This window comes from Streptomyces sp. NPDC054834 (genome assembly GCF_053611185.1).
This window is the reverse complement of record NZ_JBSGZV010000003.1, coordinates 187,177-202,868: the sequence shown is the minus strand read 5'-3', so window position 1 is coordinate 202,868 and position 15,692 is coordinate 187,177. Positions and strand designations below refer to the sequence as shown.

The window sequence follows — 15,692 nt, the reverse complement described above, 5'->3', positions numbered from 1 at the left end:
GCACACCGCCCCTGAACCGTGGTCACGGCGGTTCCGCAGCCCGAGGATTCGTGTGTCCGAGTGTCCGCCGCGGACCGAGGGCCATGGCCGCGCGTGCTCCGGGGCAGGGGGCCCTGTGAAGGAGTGGGCGTCCTCGGTCACCGGGTCGTCACGCCGGTGAAGGTTGCTTTCGCGATGGGGCCTGTGCACGTCGTGGGCGGCTGGCCGTCGCCTGACGGGCGTGCTTTGATCCTTCGCGTGGCGCAGGTCGCCGGTACCGGCTCTCGCCTGAAGGCTTTTGCTGTCGGGGATCGAGCGAGCGGACTACGCCATGGAAAAGTGCCTATGCGAAGGGAACAGCGCGTCATGAACCATGCCTCCCGGGTGGAGACGGCCCAGATGTCCGAAGCCGACCTGGACCGCGTCTCCGGCGGCCTGGCGGCCGGCGGCTCCGGCGGCCTCCACATCGAGACGCCGATCGCGGACCTCTGCGCCGACGTTCTGGCCGTTGCCTCGCCCGAGGGCCTTACGGCGGGCGGGAGCCTCAACGCCACGCACTGACGGCAGCGTCTGCGCGTCCATGGGGCCCGGATCGCGCGATCCGGGCCCCATGGCGTTGTCCGTTGTCCGCTGTCCGCTGTCCCCCTCGTTCCACGGTTCAGGCGGAAGCCCGTGTACAGCGGAGAGCCGACGTAGACCCTCCGGCAGCGGCGCGGCAGGGCCAGCCGTTCAGGGCGCGTCCCCTCCTCCCCGACGAGTTCCGCCACCCAGGGCGGGACGGGGCCGCGCAGGCTCAGCGGCAGATGCTGGCACACACGGAAGGCCACCTCCCTCCGCGAGGCCGGCAGCGCACCGAGATAGCCGAGGCACAGGGCGGCGAGCGCGATGCCCCTGGGCGAGGCGAGCAGTTCCGGCGGGGCCGGTACTTCGGTGACGTCGAACGGCGGACGCCCGCCGGTGAGCGTCTCCATGACGAGCACGGCGAGGCTGAACAGATCGGAACCAAACTCCCGCGCTTGGACCGGCTGCCCACCCGAAGCCCCTGTGGCCTTGGCTGTCCTGCCGTGCGTCGAGCACAACGGCAGGGTCCTCGCACCCTCCACCGTTTACCGCGACGACGGTTCCCCGGACCCCGACAGAAGCCGACGGCGCTCGTTGCGGTTCTTCGGGGGGTCCTCGCCGTTTCACTTGAGGGCGGAATACCCCCTAGGGGTATACGGTTGGCCGTGGTGGAGAGCTCATCCGACATGAGGAGTCCACGATGGAACACGGCACGCACAGCTCCTGGCGGACGGCCGCGCAGGCGACGTTGCACTGCCTGACCGGATGTGCCATCGGCGAAGTCCTGGGCATGGTCGTCGGAACCGCCGCCGGCCTGCACAACGCGGCCACCGTCGTGGTCTCCGTCGCACTGGCCTTCGTCTTCGGCTACGCGCTGACCATGCGCGGTGTGCTGCGTGCCGGGTTGCCCGTCCGGCGGGCGCTCAAGGTCGCGCTCGCCGCGGACACGGTGTCCATCGCGGTGATGGAACTGATCGACAACACCGTCATGGTGGGTGTGCCCGGAGCCATGGATGCCGGGCTCACCGACGTCCTCTTCTGGGTCTCGCTCGTCCTCTCCCTCGCCCTGGCGTTCGTGCTGACCACTCCGGTCAACCGGTGGATGATCGGCCGCGGCAGGGGCCATGCCGTCGTGCACGCCTATCACTGACCCCGGGGGAGGGCGGTCTTCTCATTCCGCCGCCAGCAGTTGAGCCGGCGCGATAGGGGACAGTGCGCGGATCGGTGGGGCCAGGGCGCCGCAGACCAGGGCGATCGCGGCCAGGACGGCCAGGAGCGCGGCGCCGGTCAGGGCGGTGAGGCGACCGTCGAGTACGCGCCGGCCGAGGGCGAGGCCGAGGCCCGCGTAGAAGGTGAGGCGGGCGAGTTCGCGTTTCGTCCAGCCGGTGGCCATCGGTCACCTGTACCAGATCCTGGACCGCCTGGTCCGCGACGGCTACGTCACCCGCTCCCACGTGACACAGTCGGACCGCCCCGACAAGACCCGCTGCACCCTCACCCTGGCCGGGCAGGAGGAACTGCGCGAGTGGGCGACGACCGCCTGGGTGCGCACCGGCGGGGCCCCGAGGCGCTGGACACCCTCGTGGCGGCGCAGCGCCAGAAGTACGTCTCCGAACTCGCCGGCCTCACCCGGCTGCGCCGCTCCCGCCTGGACGACCCCCTGGTGGCCCTCCTCATCGACGCGGCGATCGCCCACACCAAGGCCGACCTGGAGATCGTGGACAGCGCGGCGGAAAGACTGGCACCGGTGGCGGAGCGGGCCGCCCGGGGGCTGCGCGAGGGCGGGCACGAGACACAGGGGGACGTGCGCGAGGCGGGTGCCTGACCTCGCCCCCGGCTGTCGTCGCCGTGGCCGCGCCGCCTAGGGTGCGATCATGACCTCGAAGGCTTATCTGTCCGAACTGTTCTCGCTGGAAGACCGGGTCGCCGTGGTGACCGGTGGCAGTTCCGGCATCGGACGGGCCATCGCCGGGGCCCTCGCGCGGGCGGGGGCGAGCGTGGTGGTCGTGGCGCGCAAGGAGGCCGAGCTGGCCGCGACCGTCGGCGAGTTGGAGGCCGACGGCTGCCGGGCTGCCTGGGTGAGCGCCGATCTGAGCACTCGCGACGGCGTGCGCGCGGCGGCCGAGGAGGCGGCCGGGGCATTCGGGGAGCCCGACATCCTCGTCAATTCGGCCGGGGTGAATCTGCGGCCCCCGATGGGCGAGCTGGGCGAGGACGTGTGGGACACCACCATGGCGGTGAATCTGGAGGCGCCCCACCTGCTGGGCCAGCGCTTCGGACCCGGTATGGCCGAACGCGGCTACGGACGGATCATCCACATCACCTCCCAGCAGGCGCACCGGGCGTTCGTACAGAGCGGCGCCTACGGCGTCTCCAAGGGCGCGCTCGAGTCGCTGGCCCGTTCGCAGGCCGAGGCATGGTCGCCGTACGGGGTCACCTGCAACACGCTGGTGCCGGGCTTCGTCATGACACCGCTCAACACACGTCTGTCCTCCGACCCCGAGAAGGTGGCGGCGCTCGCCGCACGCACGCTGGTCGGGCGCAACGGCCTGGCCGAGGACTTCGCGGGGGCGGCGGTGTTCCTGGCGAGCCGCGCCTCCGCCTACGTCACCGGCCAGGCGGTCTTCGTCGACGGCGGGTTCTCCGTCCACTGAGCCCTGGCAGCGGGCTGTCAGCGGCGGCCCCGGGGAATAACGGAACAGCGGTTGGCGCCAAGCGATTGATCTTGTTGGCTGCTCGGTCTCTGTGAGCCTCCTCTGGGGTGAGCGGATCGTCCGGCCGCCGGATGCGGACTCGGCGGGGGCGGGGATGTCGTCGACGTCCTGGAGGTCGGCGAAGTCGGCGCGGGCCGCCGCGACAGCTTCGGGATACGCCTCCTGCTTCTCGTGCTCGGCGAGCGCGCGGTAGATGCTCGCGACGCTGGGGGCCAGGCCCTTGCGCTTGCCGGTCGGGATGATCAGGTCGGGCTGGATCTGCTCGACCGACTCGCCGTTCGCCCGGCGCCGGAGCACGGTGTGCAACATGTCTTCGGTGATGACGGGCGGCCGGCCGCCGTGCTTGCCCTTGCTGGCCGCCGCGTCGAGCTGGGACTGGAGTTCCTGGATGAGCGTCGAGCACCTCGCGTACCCGATGCGGATGTCGGCGGTCGGGCTGTCCGGCGCGAGGGCGAGCGGGACCGGGGTGCCGGGTCGCCACGGCCGGCCGGGTCCGCGGTCGGCGGGCGTCGGCACGCGCAGGAGCTTGGCGAGCCGGGGCACCTTGGTGAAGCGGCCGGTGTGGTAGGTGCCGGCGACCGCGCCGGAGCGCGAGCGGCACGGCGAGCCGGGTTCGGCCCGGCAGCGCGGGCAGGGGTGGCGCTCGACGTCGTCCGCGTCGCTCGGGGAAGCGTCTTGAGGGACCGTCATGACCGTGGATGCTGTCAACCGGGGCAGGGGGCCGCGCTGCGCCATCCCGGAGAAACGGGACCAGGCCGCCGCCCACTGGAAGAAAATCGTGCACCTCGCCTTTCCCGGCGGGCGCTGACAGGCGAATACCGACACGCGCCAAGGTGGCGTCAGGCGGGCTGCGGGGCGGGCGTTGCCGGAGCGGCCGCGACCTTGCGGGTCTCGCGCATTATCAGCAGGCCGTTGACCACCATCAGTGTCGCGGTCAGGCCGTGGACGCCGAGCGCGGTGGCCACGGAGCCGTGGTGGGCCAGCACGGTGGCCATGTCGCCGTACGCGGCGAGGGGCTCCACCAGCAGCACCCAGCCCAGCGCCCGGCGGTGGCCCGTCACCAGCAGGATGCCCAGGACCAGGGCCAAGACGACATCGCGGATTCCCTTGATGATCAGGAAGCCGCCGCCGTCGCCGGACGGCCAGCTCGGCAGGCCGAAGCCCGGCGCCGTCGTCTCCGGGCTCAGGATGAACTCCATCCCGAACCAGAGGATGAAGAGGATGAAGGCGGCGGCCAGGACGGTGTTGATCTTCTTCAGCGACATCGTTCTTCTCCTTGCGAGTCTTCGCCGGCTTGGTGAGCTTCGTGGAGCTTGCTGAGTCGTGTGGGGCCTGATCAGGTTGTGCGCCACCCGCGCGGCGTCGGCCCGCGGGGTCAGAAATCCGAAGTCCTGTCGGGTTCACCCCGACGGGGTGAAGGCTGTCGCCATACAGGGGCGAACCAGTGCATGTCGGGGCGGCTTCGGTATTAGGCGAGGGCGGCGACCAGCAGGGCGAAGGCGGCGATGATGACGGCGACGCGGACGTAGTGGAAGCGGTCCCAGCGGTTCATCTGCTCCTTCCAGTCGGCGGGCCGGTTGTCAGGGGTCCACGTCTTGCCCCGGTTGTTGATCGGGACGAGCAGCAGGATCGACATGATCACGCTGAGGATCAGCAGCGCGCCGGCGGTGACGACGAGGCCGGTGCCGTGGTGGTGCCATCCCGCGACAGCCCAGACCGCGACGAGGATGAGCGAGGTGATGTACCAGATTGGCATCACGGCGCCGAGCATCCGACCCCCGTGGGCGCGGCCGAGTTGGCCACTGTCCTCGGGGAGTGCGTTGAAGATCGGGTTGATGACGAAGGCGACGGAGAACTCCACCCCCACCATCACGCCGACGCCCACGGTGGTGACGACCTCGAGCGCGTTGAGCATGATGCCCCCTCCAGGAATCTAGCACTGCTAGATGATGAGGCGACGCTAGCACTGCTGTCGCTCGATTGTCTAGCAGTGCTAGGATCGAGTCATGTCGGTACAGGAACGCAAGCAGCGCGAACGGGCGGGCCGCGAGCGCCTCATCGTGGCCACGGCCCGCGAACTCGCCGAGCAGCAGGGCTGGGACGCGGTCACCACGCGCCGGCTCGCCGAGCGCATCGAATACAGCCAGCCCGTCCTCTACAGCCACTTCCGCGGCAAGCGCGAGATCATCGGCGCCGTCGCCCTCGAGGGCGCCGCCGAGATGGCCGTGGCGGTGCGGGCCGCGGCGTCCGCCGCGAACAGCCCGCGCGAGCGGGTCGCCGCCCTCGCCCGTGCCTACCTCGACTTCGCCGAGCGCAACCCGGCGGTCTACGACGCCTTGTTCCAGCTCGACGGCGGCCTGGCGTACGCGCAGGAGGACACCCCGGAGCCGCTGAAGGACGCCTTCGCCGCGCTGATGGAGAGCCTGGGAGAGGTCGCCGGGGACGGCGTCGACCCGGGGATGTTCACCGAGGTGTTCTGGGCGTCCCTGCACGGACTCGCGACCCTGACCCGGGCGGGACGGCTGCCGCCGGAGGACACCGAGCAGAGGGTGGAACTGCTGGTGGACCGGCTCGCTGTGCTCTGACACACCATCCCGGCGGGCACGCGGCCGGGGCCCTCGGACCCCGCCGCTGCCTGCCTACGGCAACGCCTCGGGTCACTCGCGTCCACACGGCGCAGCCGCAGATCGCCGGGCCCCGCACCTCCGACGGGCACTGGCCCCGGAAGCTGCGATACTCCTTGATCACGACCCGATACGCGCCCTGACGCCGCGTCATTCGCCGACTGTGACACCAGAACGGCCCCTCACATGGATGAGAGGCCGTTCTACAAGTACAGGGTCCTGGCGTTGCCCGAACAACCAGGAACAGCCCGGCGTAGCGCACCGTGCACATCTGGAGCGCGAACCCGAGCCGGTTCTGATCGTCCAGCTCGGGCCTCGTCGGCTTTTCGGCGAACTTCCCGTACGCCTCGGCCTGCTCATCAGTCAGGAATTCCGCCGGCACGGCCGGACCCTAGACGGCAGGATCAGCCCTTAGCGCCAACCGCTGTTCCATTGTTCCCCGGGGCCGTAGCAGGTGGTGACGCCCGGGTGCCAGCGGCAGGCGATCGAGGCGAAGCCGCCGTCGGCCGTGATGTCGACGGCGAGCGTGTCGCCGCCGCGCAGTATCCGGCGGTCCTGGACGAGACCGTCGGCGCCGTCCCGGATCGTCTCCACCAGCCAACGTCCGGGGCCGATGGACAGCGGTACCTCGGCCGTGCGGGCGGCGCCGGAGTACACCCCGCCCAGGAACCAGCGGTCGCCGCCGCGGCGGGCGAGCACGGCCTCCTGCCCGGGATGCCCGGCGAGCAGCCGGGTGTCGTCCCAGGCGGCGGGGACCTGGTCGAGGAAGGCCCGGGCGAGCGGCCGGGCGTCGTACGACTCGGGGGTGCCCGCGAACATCTGGAGGCCCGACTCGTAGGCGACGGTGAGCCCGACCTCGGCCGCGTCGGAGTCGGGGCGCTGGCCGACGCGCTGGAAGCCGCCGGGGGTGAAGTCCATGGAGCCGATGACGTTGCGGGTGAAGGGCAGGGTGGTCAGGTGGGCGGTGGTGTTGGTCCGCTTCTCCTCGCCGCCGACGCCCTCCATGGTCATGACCTGCGGCCAGGTGCGCTGGATGCCCTTGGGGATCGTGGAGCCGTGGAAGTCGACCATGAGGTGGTGGGCGGCGGTCTCCGGGAGGATGGTGTCGTACCACTGGAGCATGGGCTGCGCCTCGGAGTTCATGAAGTCGATCTTGACCCCCTTGACGCCCCACCGCTCCAGGGTCGGCAGCCACTGGGCGCGTTCCCCCGGCGTGTCGAGGTCGCGCTGGTGGATCCAGACGATGATCCCGACCCCCTTGGCACGCGCGTAGTCCACGAGTTGGGGCAGCCAGCTGTCGGTCTGCCAGTTCGGGTCGGTGGTGTCCCACGCGTCGGTCTTGAAGTACCAGCCCGCGTCGACGGCCTCGTACGGCCAGTGCCGCTCGGCGGCGTAGTCGACGTATGCCTTCTGCGCGGCGAGGCTCTGACCGGCCGTGCGGCCGCCGGCGAGCCAGGTCCACAGCACGGTGCCGGGCCGGATCCAGGAGATGTCGGCGACCTTGGTGGCGGGGGCGAGGTCGTCGGTGAAGGTGGAGCGGGTGACGGTGGCCAGGTCGCCGGTGACCATGGCCCGCCAGGGGGTGGCGAGGGGGCCGCCGGTGTGGACCCGGTCGTCGGCGAGTTTGATCCGGTAGGTGCCGGTGCCCTGGTCGTGGGCGAGCCGGGCGCCCGAGTAGGCGCCGGTGAGATCGGACTCGGCGAGCAGGGTGTAGCCGCCCGCGGTGGAGAAGAGCGCCTGGTCGGAGTACTCGCCGGTGGGGGCGGTCGCGGCGGTGTACTGGTCGAACCGGCCCTCGTTGTCGACCCGGTAGGTGCCGAGCCACGCGCTCGCGTCCGGCGGCAGGTTGAACGCGGAGGTCTCGCCGAGGACGTCGCCGTACCCGGCGGGAAGGACGTAGCGGTAGGCGATGCCGTCGGCGGAGGCGCGGACGACGAGGTCGAGGCGGGCGCCGGCGCCGGCGAAGGAGAGCCGGGTCTCGTTCATCCGTACCCTGCGGTCCAGCCGTTTTCCGGACTTCGTCCGGTAACGCTCCTTCACCGTGCGGTCCTTGCGGTGCAGGAAGTGCAACCCCTGTGACAGGTCGGCGTGTTCGGTGACGATACCGACGGGTGACGGCTCGACGACCGTACGGCCGTCACGGGAGACCGTGAGGCTCAGGGTGCCGGTGGTGTCGTCCAGGGCGATCCGTGCGCGGGGTGCGTGTGCCGCCTCGGACACCGACCACGATCGCTCGTGCTGCTCGGCGTGCGCGGGCACGGTCGTGAAGAGTGCGGCCACCAGGCCTGAGCAGAGCGCGGCGACCGCGGTTCTGGTTCTGGTGAGAGAAACCGCCATGTGATCCCTCCGAGGTGTGTGGCCGTTACGGCAGTCCCCAGGCCGCGCCCGGTTCGCTGACGGCGACGGGCGCGATGACGAGGTCGGGCCGGGAACCGGAGTGCACGAGCACCTCACGGCCGCGCGGCAGGTCGATGGCGAGGGTGCCGTCGCCGAGGTCGTGGGTGCGGGCCGGGGTGCCGTCGTCGAGCAGGACGGTGAGCGGACCGGTCAGGCCGTGACGGAGCTTGAGGGGCTCGCCCGCCAGGCTCTTGACCCGGATGAACCGGGTGACTCCCGCTTTCCGGACGGCGCTGACCAGGAAGGCGCCCTGGGTGCGGAAGTCGTGCAGGGTGACGTCCGCCCAGGCGGACGGAACGGCCGGGAAGACGCGGATCACGCCGCCCCAGCTCTGGCAGAACATGTCGTGCAGCGACTGCGAGGCGGACAGCGGCGTCTCGATGACCGGACCGGCCTCGGTGTAGTGCGTGTTGGCCCGGCAGGGGTAGCGGGTGGTGGGGTCGAAGAACTTCCGCAGGTAGGTGATCGCGGTGTCGCCGTCTCCGGTCATCGCGTACATCGAGGCGGCCCCGGTGTAGCTGTAGCCCCGGTGGGCGCCGGTCAGCGCGTGCCAGCGGGCCACCGACTTCGCGATCAGCTCGCGGTTGTCGGGCTGGTCCCAGTTGACGAGGTACAGCGGGTACACCATCAGCAGGTGCGAGTAGTGCCGATGGGACTGCGCGTACGGGGTGTCCGCGCCGATCATGAAGCCGTTGTCGTCGACCGGGTACGGCGTGAGCCGGGCCAGCACCTCCTGCCAGCGCGGCTTCGACTCGTCGTCGATGCCGAGCAGTTCGGCGGACTCGAGGAGCGTCCGGCAGCCCCAGCGGATCAGGGCCAGATCGTAGTTGGTGTCCTGCGGCGGCACGACGGGGTACTCGGGGGAGAGGGTGCTCGGCAGGTGGAGCTTGCCGTCGCTGCCCGGGGTGAGGAAGTGCAGGTAGTAGTTGATCGCCCGGCGCAGCACCGGGAAGACCGTGTCGCGCAGCAGGGCCTCGTCCATGGAGTGCCGGTAGGACAGCCACACGTTGTGCAGCGCCCAGGTGAGGTCGCCGGTCTCGGCGCCGGTACCGGGCCTGCCCACCTCCCGGTCGGCGAACATGTCGGAGCTGCGGCCGATGCCGGAGCTGTCCGCGCGGTAGGCGGCGGGCACATTGGCGATGAGCTGTTCCTGGTTCTGCCGCAGGGTGGTGGCGAGCGAGTCCAGCTCCGGGTGGTTGAAGCCATGGATGAGCCAGTACTCCAGCTGGACGTTGAGGTTCCACCAGACCGCGGGCCAGGGTGTGGGCTCCAGCCACGGCCCGGAGGTGGCCATGACGGGGCCGCCCGCGCGGCTCGCGGAGGCGACCTTGTAGAGCTGGATCCAGTGGAAGCTCTGGAGCCGCTGGTCGGGGAACGAGACGAAGCTCTTGCGGTAGAACTCGTGCCACCAGCGGGTGTGCCGTCGCCGTAAGGCGCCGTACGACGTCGCGCGCCGGAGGTTCCGTAGCGAGGCGGCCTCGGCGGCGGTGTCGGAGGGCGAGCTGTGCCCGACGCTGAGCAGCAGGTCGTGGCCGGTGCGGCGGTACGCGGTGGCGGTCTGCCCGCCGCCGGTGAGGGGCTGGAGCACCTGCTCGGTGCCGTCGGCGGCGGAGCGGGTGGTCCAGGGCGGGTTGGCGGTGTACCCGGAGGGCGGGGCCTCGCTGATGTGCCGGGGGCTGACGGCCTCCTCCGGGTGGAACGTCCAGGTGACGTGTTCCCCGCCGCCGGCCGTCACACGGGCGGCGAAGACCTCGTCGTGGATGTGGGCGGAGAGGGTGAGCGTGCCCGCGGTGGTGGTGACGGTGCCGGTGAGCTCGGCGTTCCACAGGCTCAGCCGCCAGTCGACGGCGGTGATGGTGCCGGCCGGTTCGAGCGTGAGGTGCCCGACCGGCAGGCGGCAGGTGCCCCAGCCGCTGCCGAACTCGGGCCGGTGGTCCTGGACGCGGCCGTGCTGGACGGTGAAGCGGATCCGGTTGGCGCCCGGTTCCTGGTAGACCATGCTGCCGAGCAGCCCGTCGCCGAGGAACGGGCCCTCGTACCAGAGGGTGGGCAGCCTGGTCCACAGCAGGTCCTGGCCGCGCAGGAACCGGTCCCAGGCGCCGTCGGTGGTCATGGTGTCGCGGAGTTTCCACGGGTTTCCGGCCTTGGTGCCGGTCGATCGCACCGCGGCCGAGGGTTGTTCGGCGTGGGCGGTTCCGGGCAGGGCCGCGACCGCCGCTCCGCCCAGGGCGGTGCCGAGTACGGCTCTGCGGGGCACTGGTGAACGTTTCTCCGGCTGCGAGGTCATTTTCGTCCTCCAGACCTGACGGATCATCGATACATCGGGTGTCTCCGCGAACCTAAGCACGCTTCGTGCACCTGTCAACAACGTCAACAGTTACGGGTTTGCGCCGCCTCTGGTCGCTTGAGCTCCATGTTCACATCAATAACCCCAGCTCAAGTCCTTGACTCCTCCGATGTATTGAGGTTGCCTGCGTTCGCGATCCGCACTCCGTGTTCCGCGTCCGGCCCGTATCCGACTCCCCACCGGAAGGACGGCACCCCATGCGCAGAGGCACGATCGCGTACTTGCTCGCGGCTCTCGCGGCCGCACTGACCCCGCACTCCCGGCACAGCCGGCCGGCGCGACCCCGTCCGGCCACCCCCCACAAAGCCCCCTGGACCGGACTACGACCCCGGCGACCATCTGCACGTCGACGCCACGGGGTTGGAGGCGATGGCCGACACGGTCGGCCTCAACTCCCTCGGCTGAAAGGACAGTCGCCGAGGCACGTTTCCGTGACATCCTCTACTGGACGCGGTGAACGTTCTCTTCACAGCACTCGCACAGAGCTCTCCGGGCGCTTTAGGTTTCAAGTGTTAATCTCGCGCCCATTCCCCCCACACCAGCGCAGGAGACTCCGGTGCGAGATGGCAACGTAGTGGTGATAGGCGGCGGTTACGCGGGCGTCCGCCTGTCGAAACGGCTGGACGCGACGGCGCACGTCACGCTCGTGGACCGCAAGGAGGTCTTCTTCCACCGGATCGCCTCGCTGCGCGCCGGTGTGCGTCCGGAGTGGACGGCGACCCCCTTCATCCCGTACGACCGGCTGCTGCGCAACGGCCGGGTGATCGTGGGCAAGGCGGTGCGCGTCGACACCATCGCACGTGAGGTCGCACTCGCCACGGGTGAGCGGCTGCCTTACGACGTGCTGGTGATCGCCACCGGCGCCGATTACCCGGAACCGGCACGCTTCACCGGCGCCACCGTCGAGGAAGCGGCCAAGTCGTTCGACGAACACCAGCGGAAGGTCGCCACCGCCGAACACGTCCTCGTCGTCGGCGGCGGCCCCTCCGGCGTCGAACTCAGCGCCGAGATCCGCCTGGCCCGGCCGGACGCCCGGGTCACCCTCGCACACGCGGGGCAGGAGTTGCTGCACTCCACCGGCAGCGCCCGCGCCGGCCGGAAGGCCCGGTCCTGGCTGGAGTCGCACGACGTGGAGGTACGGCTCGACACCTTCATGTCCCCCGGCAACGACTTCGGCACCTACCGTGACGCCCGGGGCGCCGTCCTCGCCGCCGACCTCTCCTTCTGGGCGACGGGCACCACCCCCAACACCCTCTGGCTGCGTCTGGCCGGGCACGGTGACTGGCTGAACGGGACGGGCCACGTCAAGGTCGACCGGATGCTCCGCGTCGAGGGCCGGCCGGACGTGTTCGCGGTCGGTGACGTGAACGACATCAGCGAGCTCAAGGTGACCCCGGCGGCGCTGGCCCAGGCGGAGGTCGCCTTCCACAATGCCCGTGCGTACCTGCGCAGTTCGGGCCGGCATGGCAACAAGCCCCGCTCCTACCGGGCGGTTCACCGCACCCCGCTCATCGTGCCGTTCGGTCCGGCCGACGGGGTGACCATGCTGCCCGTACCGGGCGGCGAGACGGCGGTCCTCGGAACCCGCACCACCACCCTGGCCAAGGCGAAGACCCTCATGACCCCCTTCATGCGGCGCCAGCTCGGATACACGGCGGCCTGACCGCCGTCACCGTCCCGCCGGCGGCCCGCTGCTCTCCCGTACCACCAGTTCCGTGGCCACCTCCACCCGTGTGGTCTCCGGCTCCTGGCCCGACAGCAGCCGCAGCACCATCCGGGCGGCGAGGGCGGTCATGTCGGCGAGGGGAGTGCGCATGGTCGTCAGGCGGGGGGTCACCCAGTCCGCGAACGGCAGGTCGTCGAAGCCGACCACGCTGACGTCGTCGGGGATGCGCAGTCCTCGCTCGGCCGCCGCGCGGTAGGTGCCCAGCGCCTGATGGTCGCTGCCCGCGAAGATGGCCGTGGGGCGGTCGGGCAACGCCAGGAGATCCAGAGCGTGTTGATGGGCGAGACCGTGGGTGAAGTCGCCGTAGCGGACGAGCTCCGGGTCGAAGGGGAGCCCGGCCTCCGTCAGTGCCGAGCGGTAGCCGTCCACCCGGGCGCGTGAGGTCAGCCGGCGTTCCGGGCCGCTGATGACGGCGATGCGCCGGTGGCCGAGCTCGATGAGGTGGCGCGTCGCGGCGAGCCCGCCGGGCCAGTTGGTCGCGCCCACCCAGGGGATGCCGGGCGCGGGCTCGTCGATCGGTGCGACGAGGGCGTACGGGATGCCGAGTCCGGCGAGGTCCGCCTGCTGTTCGGTGGTGAGTTCGGGTACGACCAGGATCGCGCCGCGCGTGGGGCGCGTGGCCAGCGAGTCGAGCCACTGGCGCGCCCGTTTCTGCCGCCCGTGCGTCGCCGAGACGACCAGCCCCATGCCGACCTCGTGCAGCACATCCTCGGCGCCGCGGATCAGCTCCACCGCCCAGGGGCTGTCCAACTCGTTGATGACCAGGTCGATCAGCCCCCCGGGCGGTGCCGTGGTGGCGGCGGGCCGCTGCCGAGCGAGATAGCCGTGCTTCTCCAGCAGACGCTGCACCTTGGCCCTGGTCTCGGGGGATACATCGGATCTCTCGTGGAGCACCTTGGAGATGGTGGAGACCGAAACGCCTGCCTCGTCGGCGATTTCGGCCAGCGTGCGCCGCCTCGCTTCACCGGATCCTGTCCGGACTGTTGACGTCATCGGATGAATCTCCTACGTTTCCGGAGCGGTCGCAGATTGCGAAAACTATCGCAAGCCAACCCTCCAGTGTAGAGGTGGTAGGTGGTTCTCGATGAAGAGATGGCGTCCGGACCGGAGTTGGCGCGCCGCCTCCCTGGCCGCCACCGCGGCGCTCCTGCTGGCCGGCTGCGGCGGCACCGGCGGCGGCAGCGACACCTCGGGCGGCGGCAAGGGTGAGTTGCTGGTGTGGGTGGACAACACCCGAACCGCTGCGGCGCAGCAGTACAAGAAGGCGCACCCCGACCTGAAGATGCGCATCGTCATCATCCCGCCCGACGCGGGCTACGTCCCCACCAAGGTCTCGCTCGCCAACCGCACCAAGAGCGGCTGGCCGGACGTCGTCTTCCTGGCCAACCCTGCCGAGGCCGCGACCCTCGCGAGCGACAGGTTCGGCTACGCCGCCCCGCTCGACGACCTCGTAGCGAAGTCCGTCCGCGACGGATTCACCCCCGGCTCCCTCGACACCTGCACCTTCGGCGGCAGGACGTACTGCCTGCGCAACGACCTCGCACCGACCGTGCTCTGGTACGACGCGAAGCTCATGAAGCAGTACGGCTACGACGTCCCCAAGACCTGGGCCGAGTACCAGAAGGTGGGGCTGAAGGCCGCCAAGGACCACCCCGGCACCGTCGTCGGCGCGATCAACGGCAAGTACGGCGCCGGCGTCTACTTCGGCAGCAGCGGATGTCCCACCCGGGACACGCTCAGCCTCACCAAGGTCCACATCGACCTCACCCGGCCGAGCTGCACCCGGGTGGCCGACCTCCTCCAGCCGATGGCAGAGGCCAAGGCGGTCACCACCGTCGCACCCATCGACCCCGCCTTCGCCAAGCTCGGCAAGGAGAACAAGATCCTGATGCTGCCGGGCCCCGCCTGGTTCGGCGACTTCATGTTCGGGCCCGCCTTCAAGATCCCCGAGGGACGGATCGCCGCCGCTCCCATGCCCACCTGGCCCGGCGAGACCAAGTCCTACGCCGGCCAGGTCGGCGGCGGCGCCTTCCTCGTCTCCGCGCACGCCGGGGACCGTACGAAGCAGGCCGTTGACCTGGTGCGCTGGATGACCACCGACGTCGCCCTACAGGCCGGGCAGCCCACCTACCCCGCGTTCACGGCGGCCGCCCGGAAATGGGGCGAGGCCAAGTCCAAGGACCCCTACTACGCCTCCGACCCGATGCCCGCACTCAGCGCGGCGGCGAACGCGCTGCGCCCCGGTTTCGGCGCCGTCCGCTTCGAGGCCGACTGGCAGGCCGGCTTCAACGACACCGTCGGAAAGGCGGCCGACTCCGGCGGCGACCTGGGCGACGCGCTGAAGAGCTGGCAGGACAAGCTGGCCGCGGCGGCCAGGACCAGCGGATACACGGTCGGACGATGACGCTGACCTCCACCCGCCCACCGGCGACGGCCACCGCCGCACCGGCCGGACCCCGGCGTCGCGGGCACCGGAGCCGTACCACCGCCGTGTGGATCCTCGTCGGCCCGTACACCCTGTTCCTCGCGGTCTTCGGACTCGCGCCCGCCGGATACGCCCTGTGGACCTCCTTCGTCCACGACGGCTCCTTCTCCGGCGGGCGCGACTGGACGGCCGTTTTCGACGACTACCGGCTCGGCGAGGCGGCCCAGAACGTCACCCTGTACCTCCTGCTCTGGCTGCCGGTCCTGCTGCTGACCGTCCTCTCGCTCGCCTTCACCCTGCACGCCGGACCGGGCCGGCTTTCCGGCGCCTTCCAACTCGTCTACTACCTGCCGGGCGCGGTCACCGGCTCGGCCGCGGCCCTGCTCTGGCTGTTCATGGTGAGCCCGGACAACAGCCCGTTCGGACCGCTGCTGGAGCTCATGGACGTCAAGAGCGCCACGGACGCGCTCTCCGGCGGCAGTCTGATCGCCGTCCTCGCCGTGATGGGAGTCGCGGTGCACGCGGGCGGCTGGATCGTCGTCCTGTACGGGGCACTCACCGCACTCCCCAAGGAGGTCCTGGAGGCCGCCCAGGTCGACGGGGCGTCGGCCTGGCGCACCATGTGGCACATCAAGCTGCCCATGGTCCGCACCTACGTCGCCTTCGTGCTGATCTCCAGCTTCGCCGCCGGCAGCCAGGTCTTCGTCGAACCCACCGTGCTGGGCACGGGTGCCCCCGGCCAGATCAGCCCCACCTGGTCCGTCAACCAGCTCGCCTACGTCTACGCCACCGAGGACGGCGACTTCGGCAAAGCGGCAGCGCTGTCGCTGGCCATGCTCGCGGTCGGGCTGCTGGCCGCCTGGGTCGTGATCACCCGCACCCGTATGTACGCCACGGACACCACGAAAGCCGGGTGAGC

The 15,692-nt window shown here is 70.7% G+C and carries 14 protein-coding genes and 1 pseudogene; 9 read left to right on the top strand and 6 right to left on the bottom strand.

Going from position 1 to position 15,692, the window contains the following annotated elements:
* Positions 1 to 345 precede the first annotated feature (345 nt).
* A complete protein-coding gene (locus tag ACWGJM_RS05885; protein WP_453410423.1) occupies positions 346 to 540 on the top strand; it encodes a hypothetical protein in 195 nt (64 codons plus the stop codon).
* 700 nt (positions 541 to 1,240) lie between these two features.
* Positions 1,241 to 1,690 (top strand): DUF4396 domain-containing protein, encoded by a 450-nt coding sequence (locus ACWGJM_RS05880; protein ID WP_453410422.1) that lies wholly within the window; start codon positions 1,241 to 1,243, stop codon positions 1,688 to 1,690.
* Positions 1,691 to 1,711: 21 nt separating this feature from the next.
* Here the strand turns inward: ACWGJM_RS05880 and ACWGJM_RS05875 are convergent, their stop codons facing one another.
* Positions 1,712 to 1,933 carry a hypothetical protein gene (locus ACWGJM_RS05875; protein WP_453410421.1) on the bottom strand — a complete coding sequence of 74 codons (222 nt, stop codon included), beginning with the start codon at positions 1,931 to 1,933 and terminating at the stop codon, positions 1,712 to 1,714.
* Here ACWGJM_RS05875 and ACWGJM_RS05870 point away from each other — a divergent pair.
* From ACWGJM_RS05870 to ACWGJM_RS05860, 3 genes and pseudogenes are all read left to right on the top strand, one after another.
* Positions 1,893 to 2,006: pseudogene (locus ACWGJM_RS05870) on the top strand (hypothetical protein); the annotation flags it as partial. The gene ACWGJM_RS05875 and the pseudogene ACWGJM_RS05870 sit on opposite strands and share 41 nt — an antisense overlap.
* Positions 2,007 to 2,065: 59 nt before the next feature.
* Positions 2,066 to 2,365: a hypothetical protein gene (locus ACWGJM_RS05865; protein WP_453410670.1), complete on the top strand. Its 300-nt coding sequence runs from the start codon at positions 2,066 to 2,068 to the stop codon at positions 2,363 to 2,365.
* Between the two features lie 49 nt (positions 2,366 to 2,414).
* Complete coding sequence (locus tag ACWGJM_RS05860) at positions 2,415 to 3,194, top strand: SDR family NAD(P)-dependent oxidoreductase (protein ID WP_453410420.1); 780 nt, start codon at positions 2,415 to 2,417, stop codon at positions 3,192 to 3,194.
* Positions 3,195 to 4,093: 899 nt separating this feature from the next.
* Here the strand turns inward: ACWGJM_RS05860 and ACWGJM_RS05855 are convergent.
* Both ACWGJM_RS05855 and ACWGJM_RS05850 read right to left on the bottom strand, forming a co-directional pair.
* Entirely contained in the window at positions 4,094 to 4,519 is a 426-nt protein-coding gene (locus ACWGJM_RS05855; protein WP_453410419.1) for a DUF4267 domain-containing protein, read from the bottom strand.
* A gap of 203 nt (positions 4,520 to 4,722) precedes the next feature.
* Complete coding sequence (locus ACWGJM_RS05850; protein WP_453410418.1) at positions 4,723 to 5,169, bottom strand: anthrone oxygenase family protein; 447 nt, start codon at positions 5,167 to 5,169, stop codon at positions 4,723 to 4,725.
* A gap of 91 nt (positions 5,170 to 5,260) precedes the next feature.
* Here ACWGJM_RS05850 and ACWGJM_RS05845 point away from each other — a divergent pair, with 91 nt between their 5' ends.
* Complete coding sequence (locus ACWGJM_RS05845) at positions 5,261 to 5,839, top strand: TetR/AcrR family transcriptional regulator (RefSeq protein ID WP_453410417.1); 579 nt, start codon at positions 5,261 to 5,263, stop codon at positions 5,837 to 5,839.
* A gap of 450 nt (positions 5,840 to 6,289) precedes the next feature.
* On the opposite strand, the gene ACWGJM_RS05840 is transcribed toward ACWGJM_RS05845, so the two are convergent.
* A complete protein-coding gene (locus ACWGJM_RS05840; protein ID WP_453410416.1) occupies positions 6,290 to 8,215 on the bottom strand; it encodes a glycoside hydrolase family 97 catalytic domain-containing protein in 1,926 nt (641 codons plus the stop codon).
* Between the two features lie 25 nt (positions 8,216 to 8,240).
* A complete protein-coding gene (locus tag ACWGJM_RS05835; RefSeq protein WP_453410415.1) occupies positions 8,241 to 10,562 on the bottom strand; it encodes a glycosyl hydrolase family 95 catalytic domain-containing protein in 2,322 nt (773 codons plus the stop codon).
* 616 nt (positions 10,563 to 11,178) lie between these two features.
* On the opposite strand from ACWGJM_RS05835, the gene ACWGJM_RS05830 reads away from it, so the two are divergent.
* Complete coding sequence (locus ACWGJM_RS05830) at positions 11,179 to 12,285, top strand: NAD(P)/FAD-dependent oxidoreductase (RefSeq protein ID WP_453410414.1); 1,107 nt, start codon at positions 11,179 to 11,181, stop codon at positions 12,283 to 12,285.
* A gap of 6 nt (positions 12,286 to 12,291) precedes the next feature.
* Here ACWGJM_RS05830 and ACWGJM_RS05825 read toward each other — a convergent pair whose 3' ends face one another.
* A complete protein-coding gene (locus tag ACWGJM_RS05825; RefSeq protein ID WP_453410413.1) occupies positions 12,292 to 13,341 on the bottom strand; it encodes a LacI family DNA-binding transcriptional regulator in 1,050 nt (349 codons plus the stop codon).
* A gap of 91 nt (positions 13,342 to 13,432) precedes the next feature.
* On the opposite strand from ACWGJM_RS05825, the gene ACWGJM_RS05820 reads away from it, so the two are divergent.
* Positions 13,433 to 14,752 (top strand): ABC transporter substrate-binding protein, encoded by a 1,320-nt coding sequence (locus ACWGJM_RS05820; RefSeq protein WP_453410412.1) that lies wholly within the window; start codon positions 13,433 to 13,435, stop codon positions 14,750 to 14,752.
* Positions 14,749 to 15,690: a carbohydrate ABC transporter permease gene (locus ACWGJM_RS05815; RefSeq protein ID WP_453410411.1), complete on the top strand. Its 942-nt coding sequence runs from the start codon at positions 14,749 to 14,751 to the stop codon at positions 15,688 to 15,690. The genes ACWGJM_RS05820 and ACWGJM_RS05815 overlap by 4 nt, the downstream gene beginning before the upstream one ends.
* Positions 15,691 to 15,692 lie beyond the last annotated feature (2 nt).

What these genes read in the sequence shown, in the direction of transcription:
- ACWGJM_RS05885 (WP_453410423.1), top strand. Translation starts at nt 346, where the DNA reads ATGAACCATGCCTCCCGGGTGGAGACGGCCCAGATGTCCGAAGCCGAC.
- ACWGJM_RS05880 (WP_453410422.1), top strand. Translation starts at nt 1,241, where the DNA reads ATGGAACACGGCACGCACAGCTCCTGGCGGACGGCCGCGCAGGCGACG.
- ACWGJM_RS05875 (WP_453410421.1), bottom strand. Translation starts at nt 1,933, where the DNA reads ATGGCCACCGGCTGGACGAAACGCGAACTCGCCCGCCTCACCTTCTAC.
- ACWGJM_RS05860 (WP_453410420.1), top strand. Translation starts at nt 2,415, where the DNA reads ATGACCTCGAAGGCTTATCTGTCCGAACTGTTCTCGCTGGAAGACCGG.
- ACWGJM_RS05855 (WP_453410419.1), bottom strand. Translation starts at nt 4,519, where the DNA reads ATGTCGCTGAAGAAGATCAACACCGTCCTGGCCGCCGCCTTCATCCTC.
- ACWGJM_RS05850 (WP_453410418.1), bottom strand. Translation starts at nt 5,169, where the DNA reads ATGCTCAACGCGCTCGAGGTCGTCACCACCGTGGGCGTCGGCGTGATG.
- ACWGJM_RS05845 (WP_453410417.1), top strand. Translation starts at nt 5,261, where the DNA reads ATGTCGGTACAGGAACGCAAGCAGCGCGAACGGGCGGGCCGCGAGCGC.
- ACWGJM_RS05840 (WP_453410416.1), bottom strand. Translation starts at nt 8,215, where the DNA reads ATGGCGGTTTCTCTCACCAGAACCAGAACCGCGGTCGCCGCGCTCTGC.
- ACWGJM_RS05835 (WP_453410415.1), bottom strand. Translation starts at nt 10,562, where the DNA reads ATGACCTCGCAGCCGGAGAAACGTTCACCAGTGCCCCGCAGAGCCGTA.
- ACWGJM_RS05825 (WP_453410413.1), bottom strand. Translation starts at nt 13,341, where the DNA reads ATGACGTCAACAGTCCGGACAGGATCCGGTGAAGCGAGGCGGCGCACG.
- ACWGJM_RS05820 (WP_453410412.1), top strand. Translation starts at nt 13,433, where the DNA reads ATGAAGAGATGGCGTCCGGACCGGAGTTGGCGCGCCGCCTCCCTGGCC.
- ACWGJM_RS05815 (WP_453410411.1), top strand. Translation starts at nt 14,749, where the DNA reads ATGACGCTGACCTCCACCCGCCCACCGGCGACGGCCACCGCCGCACCG.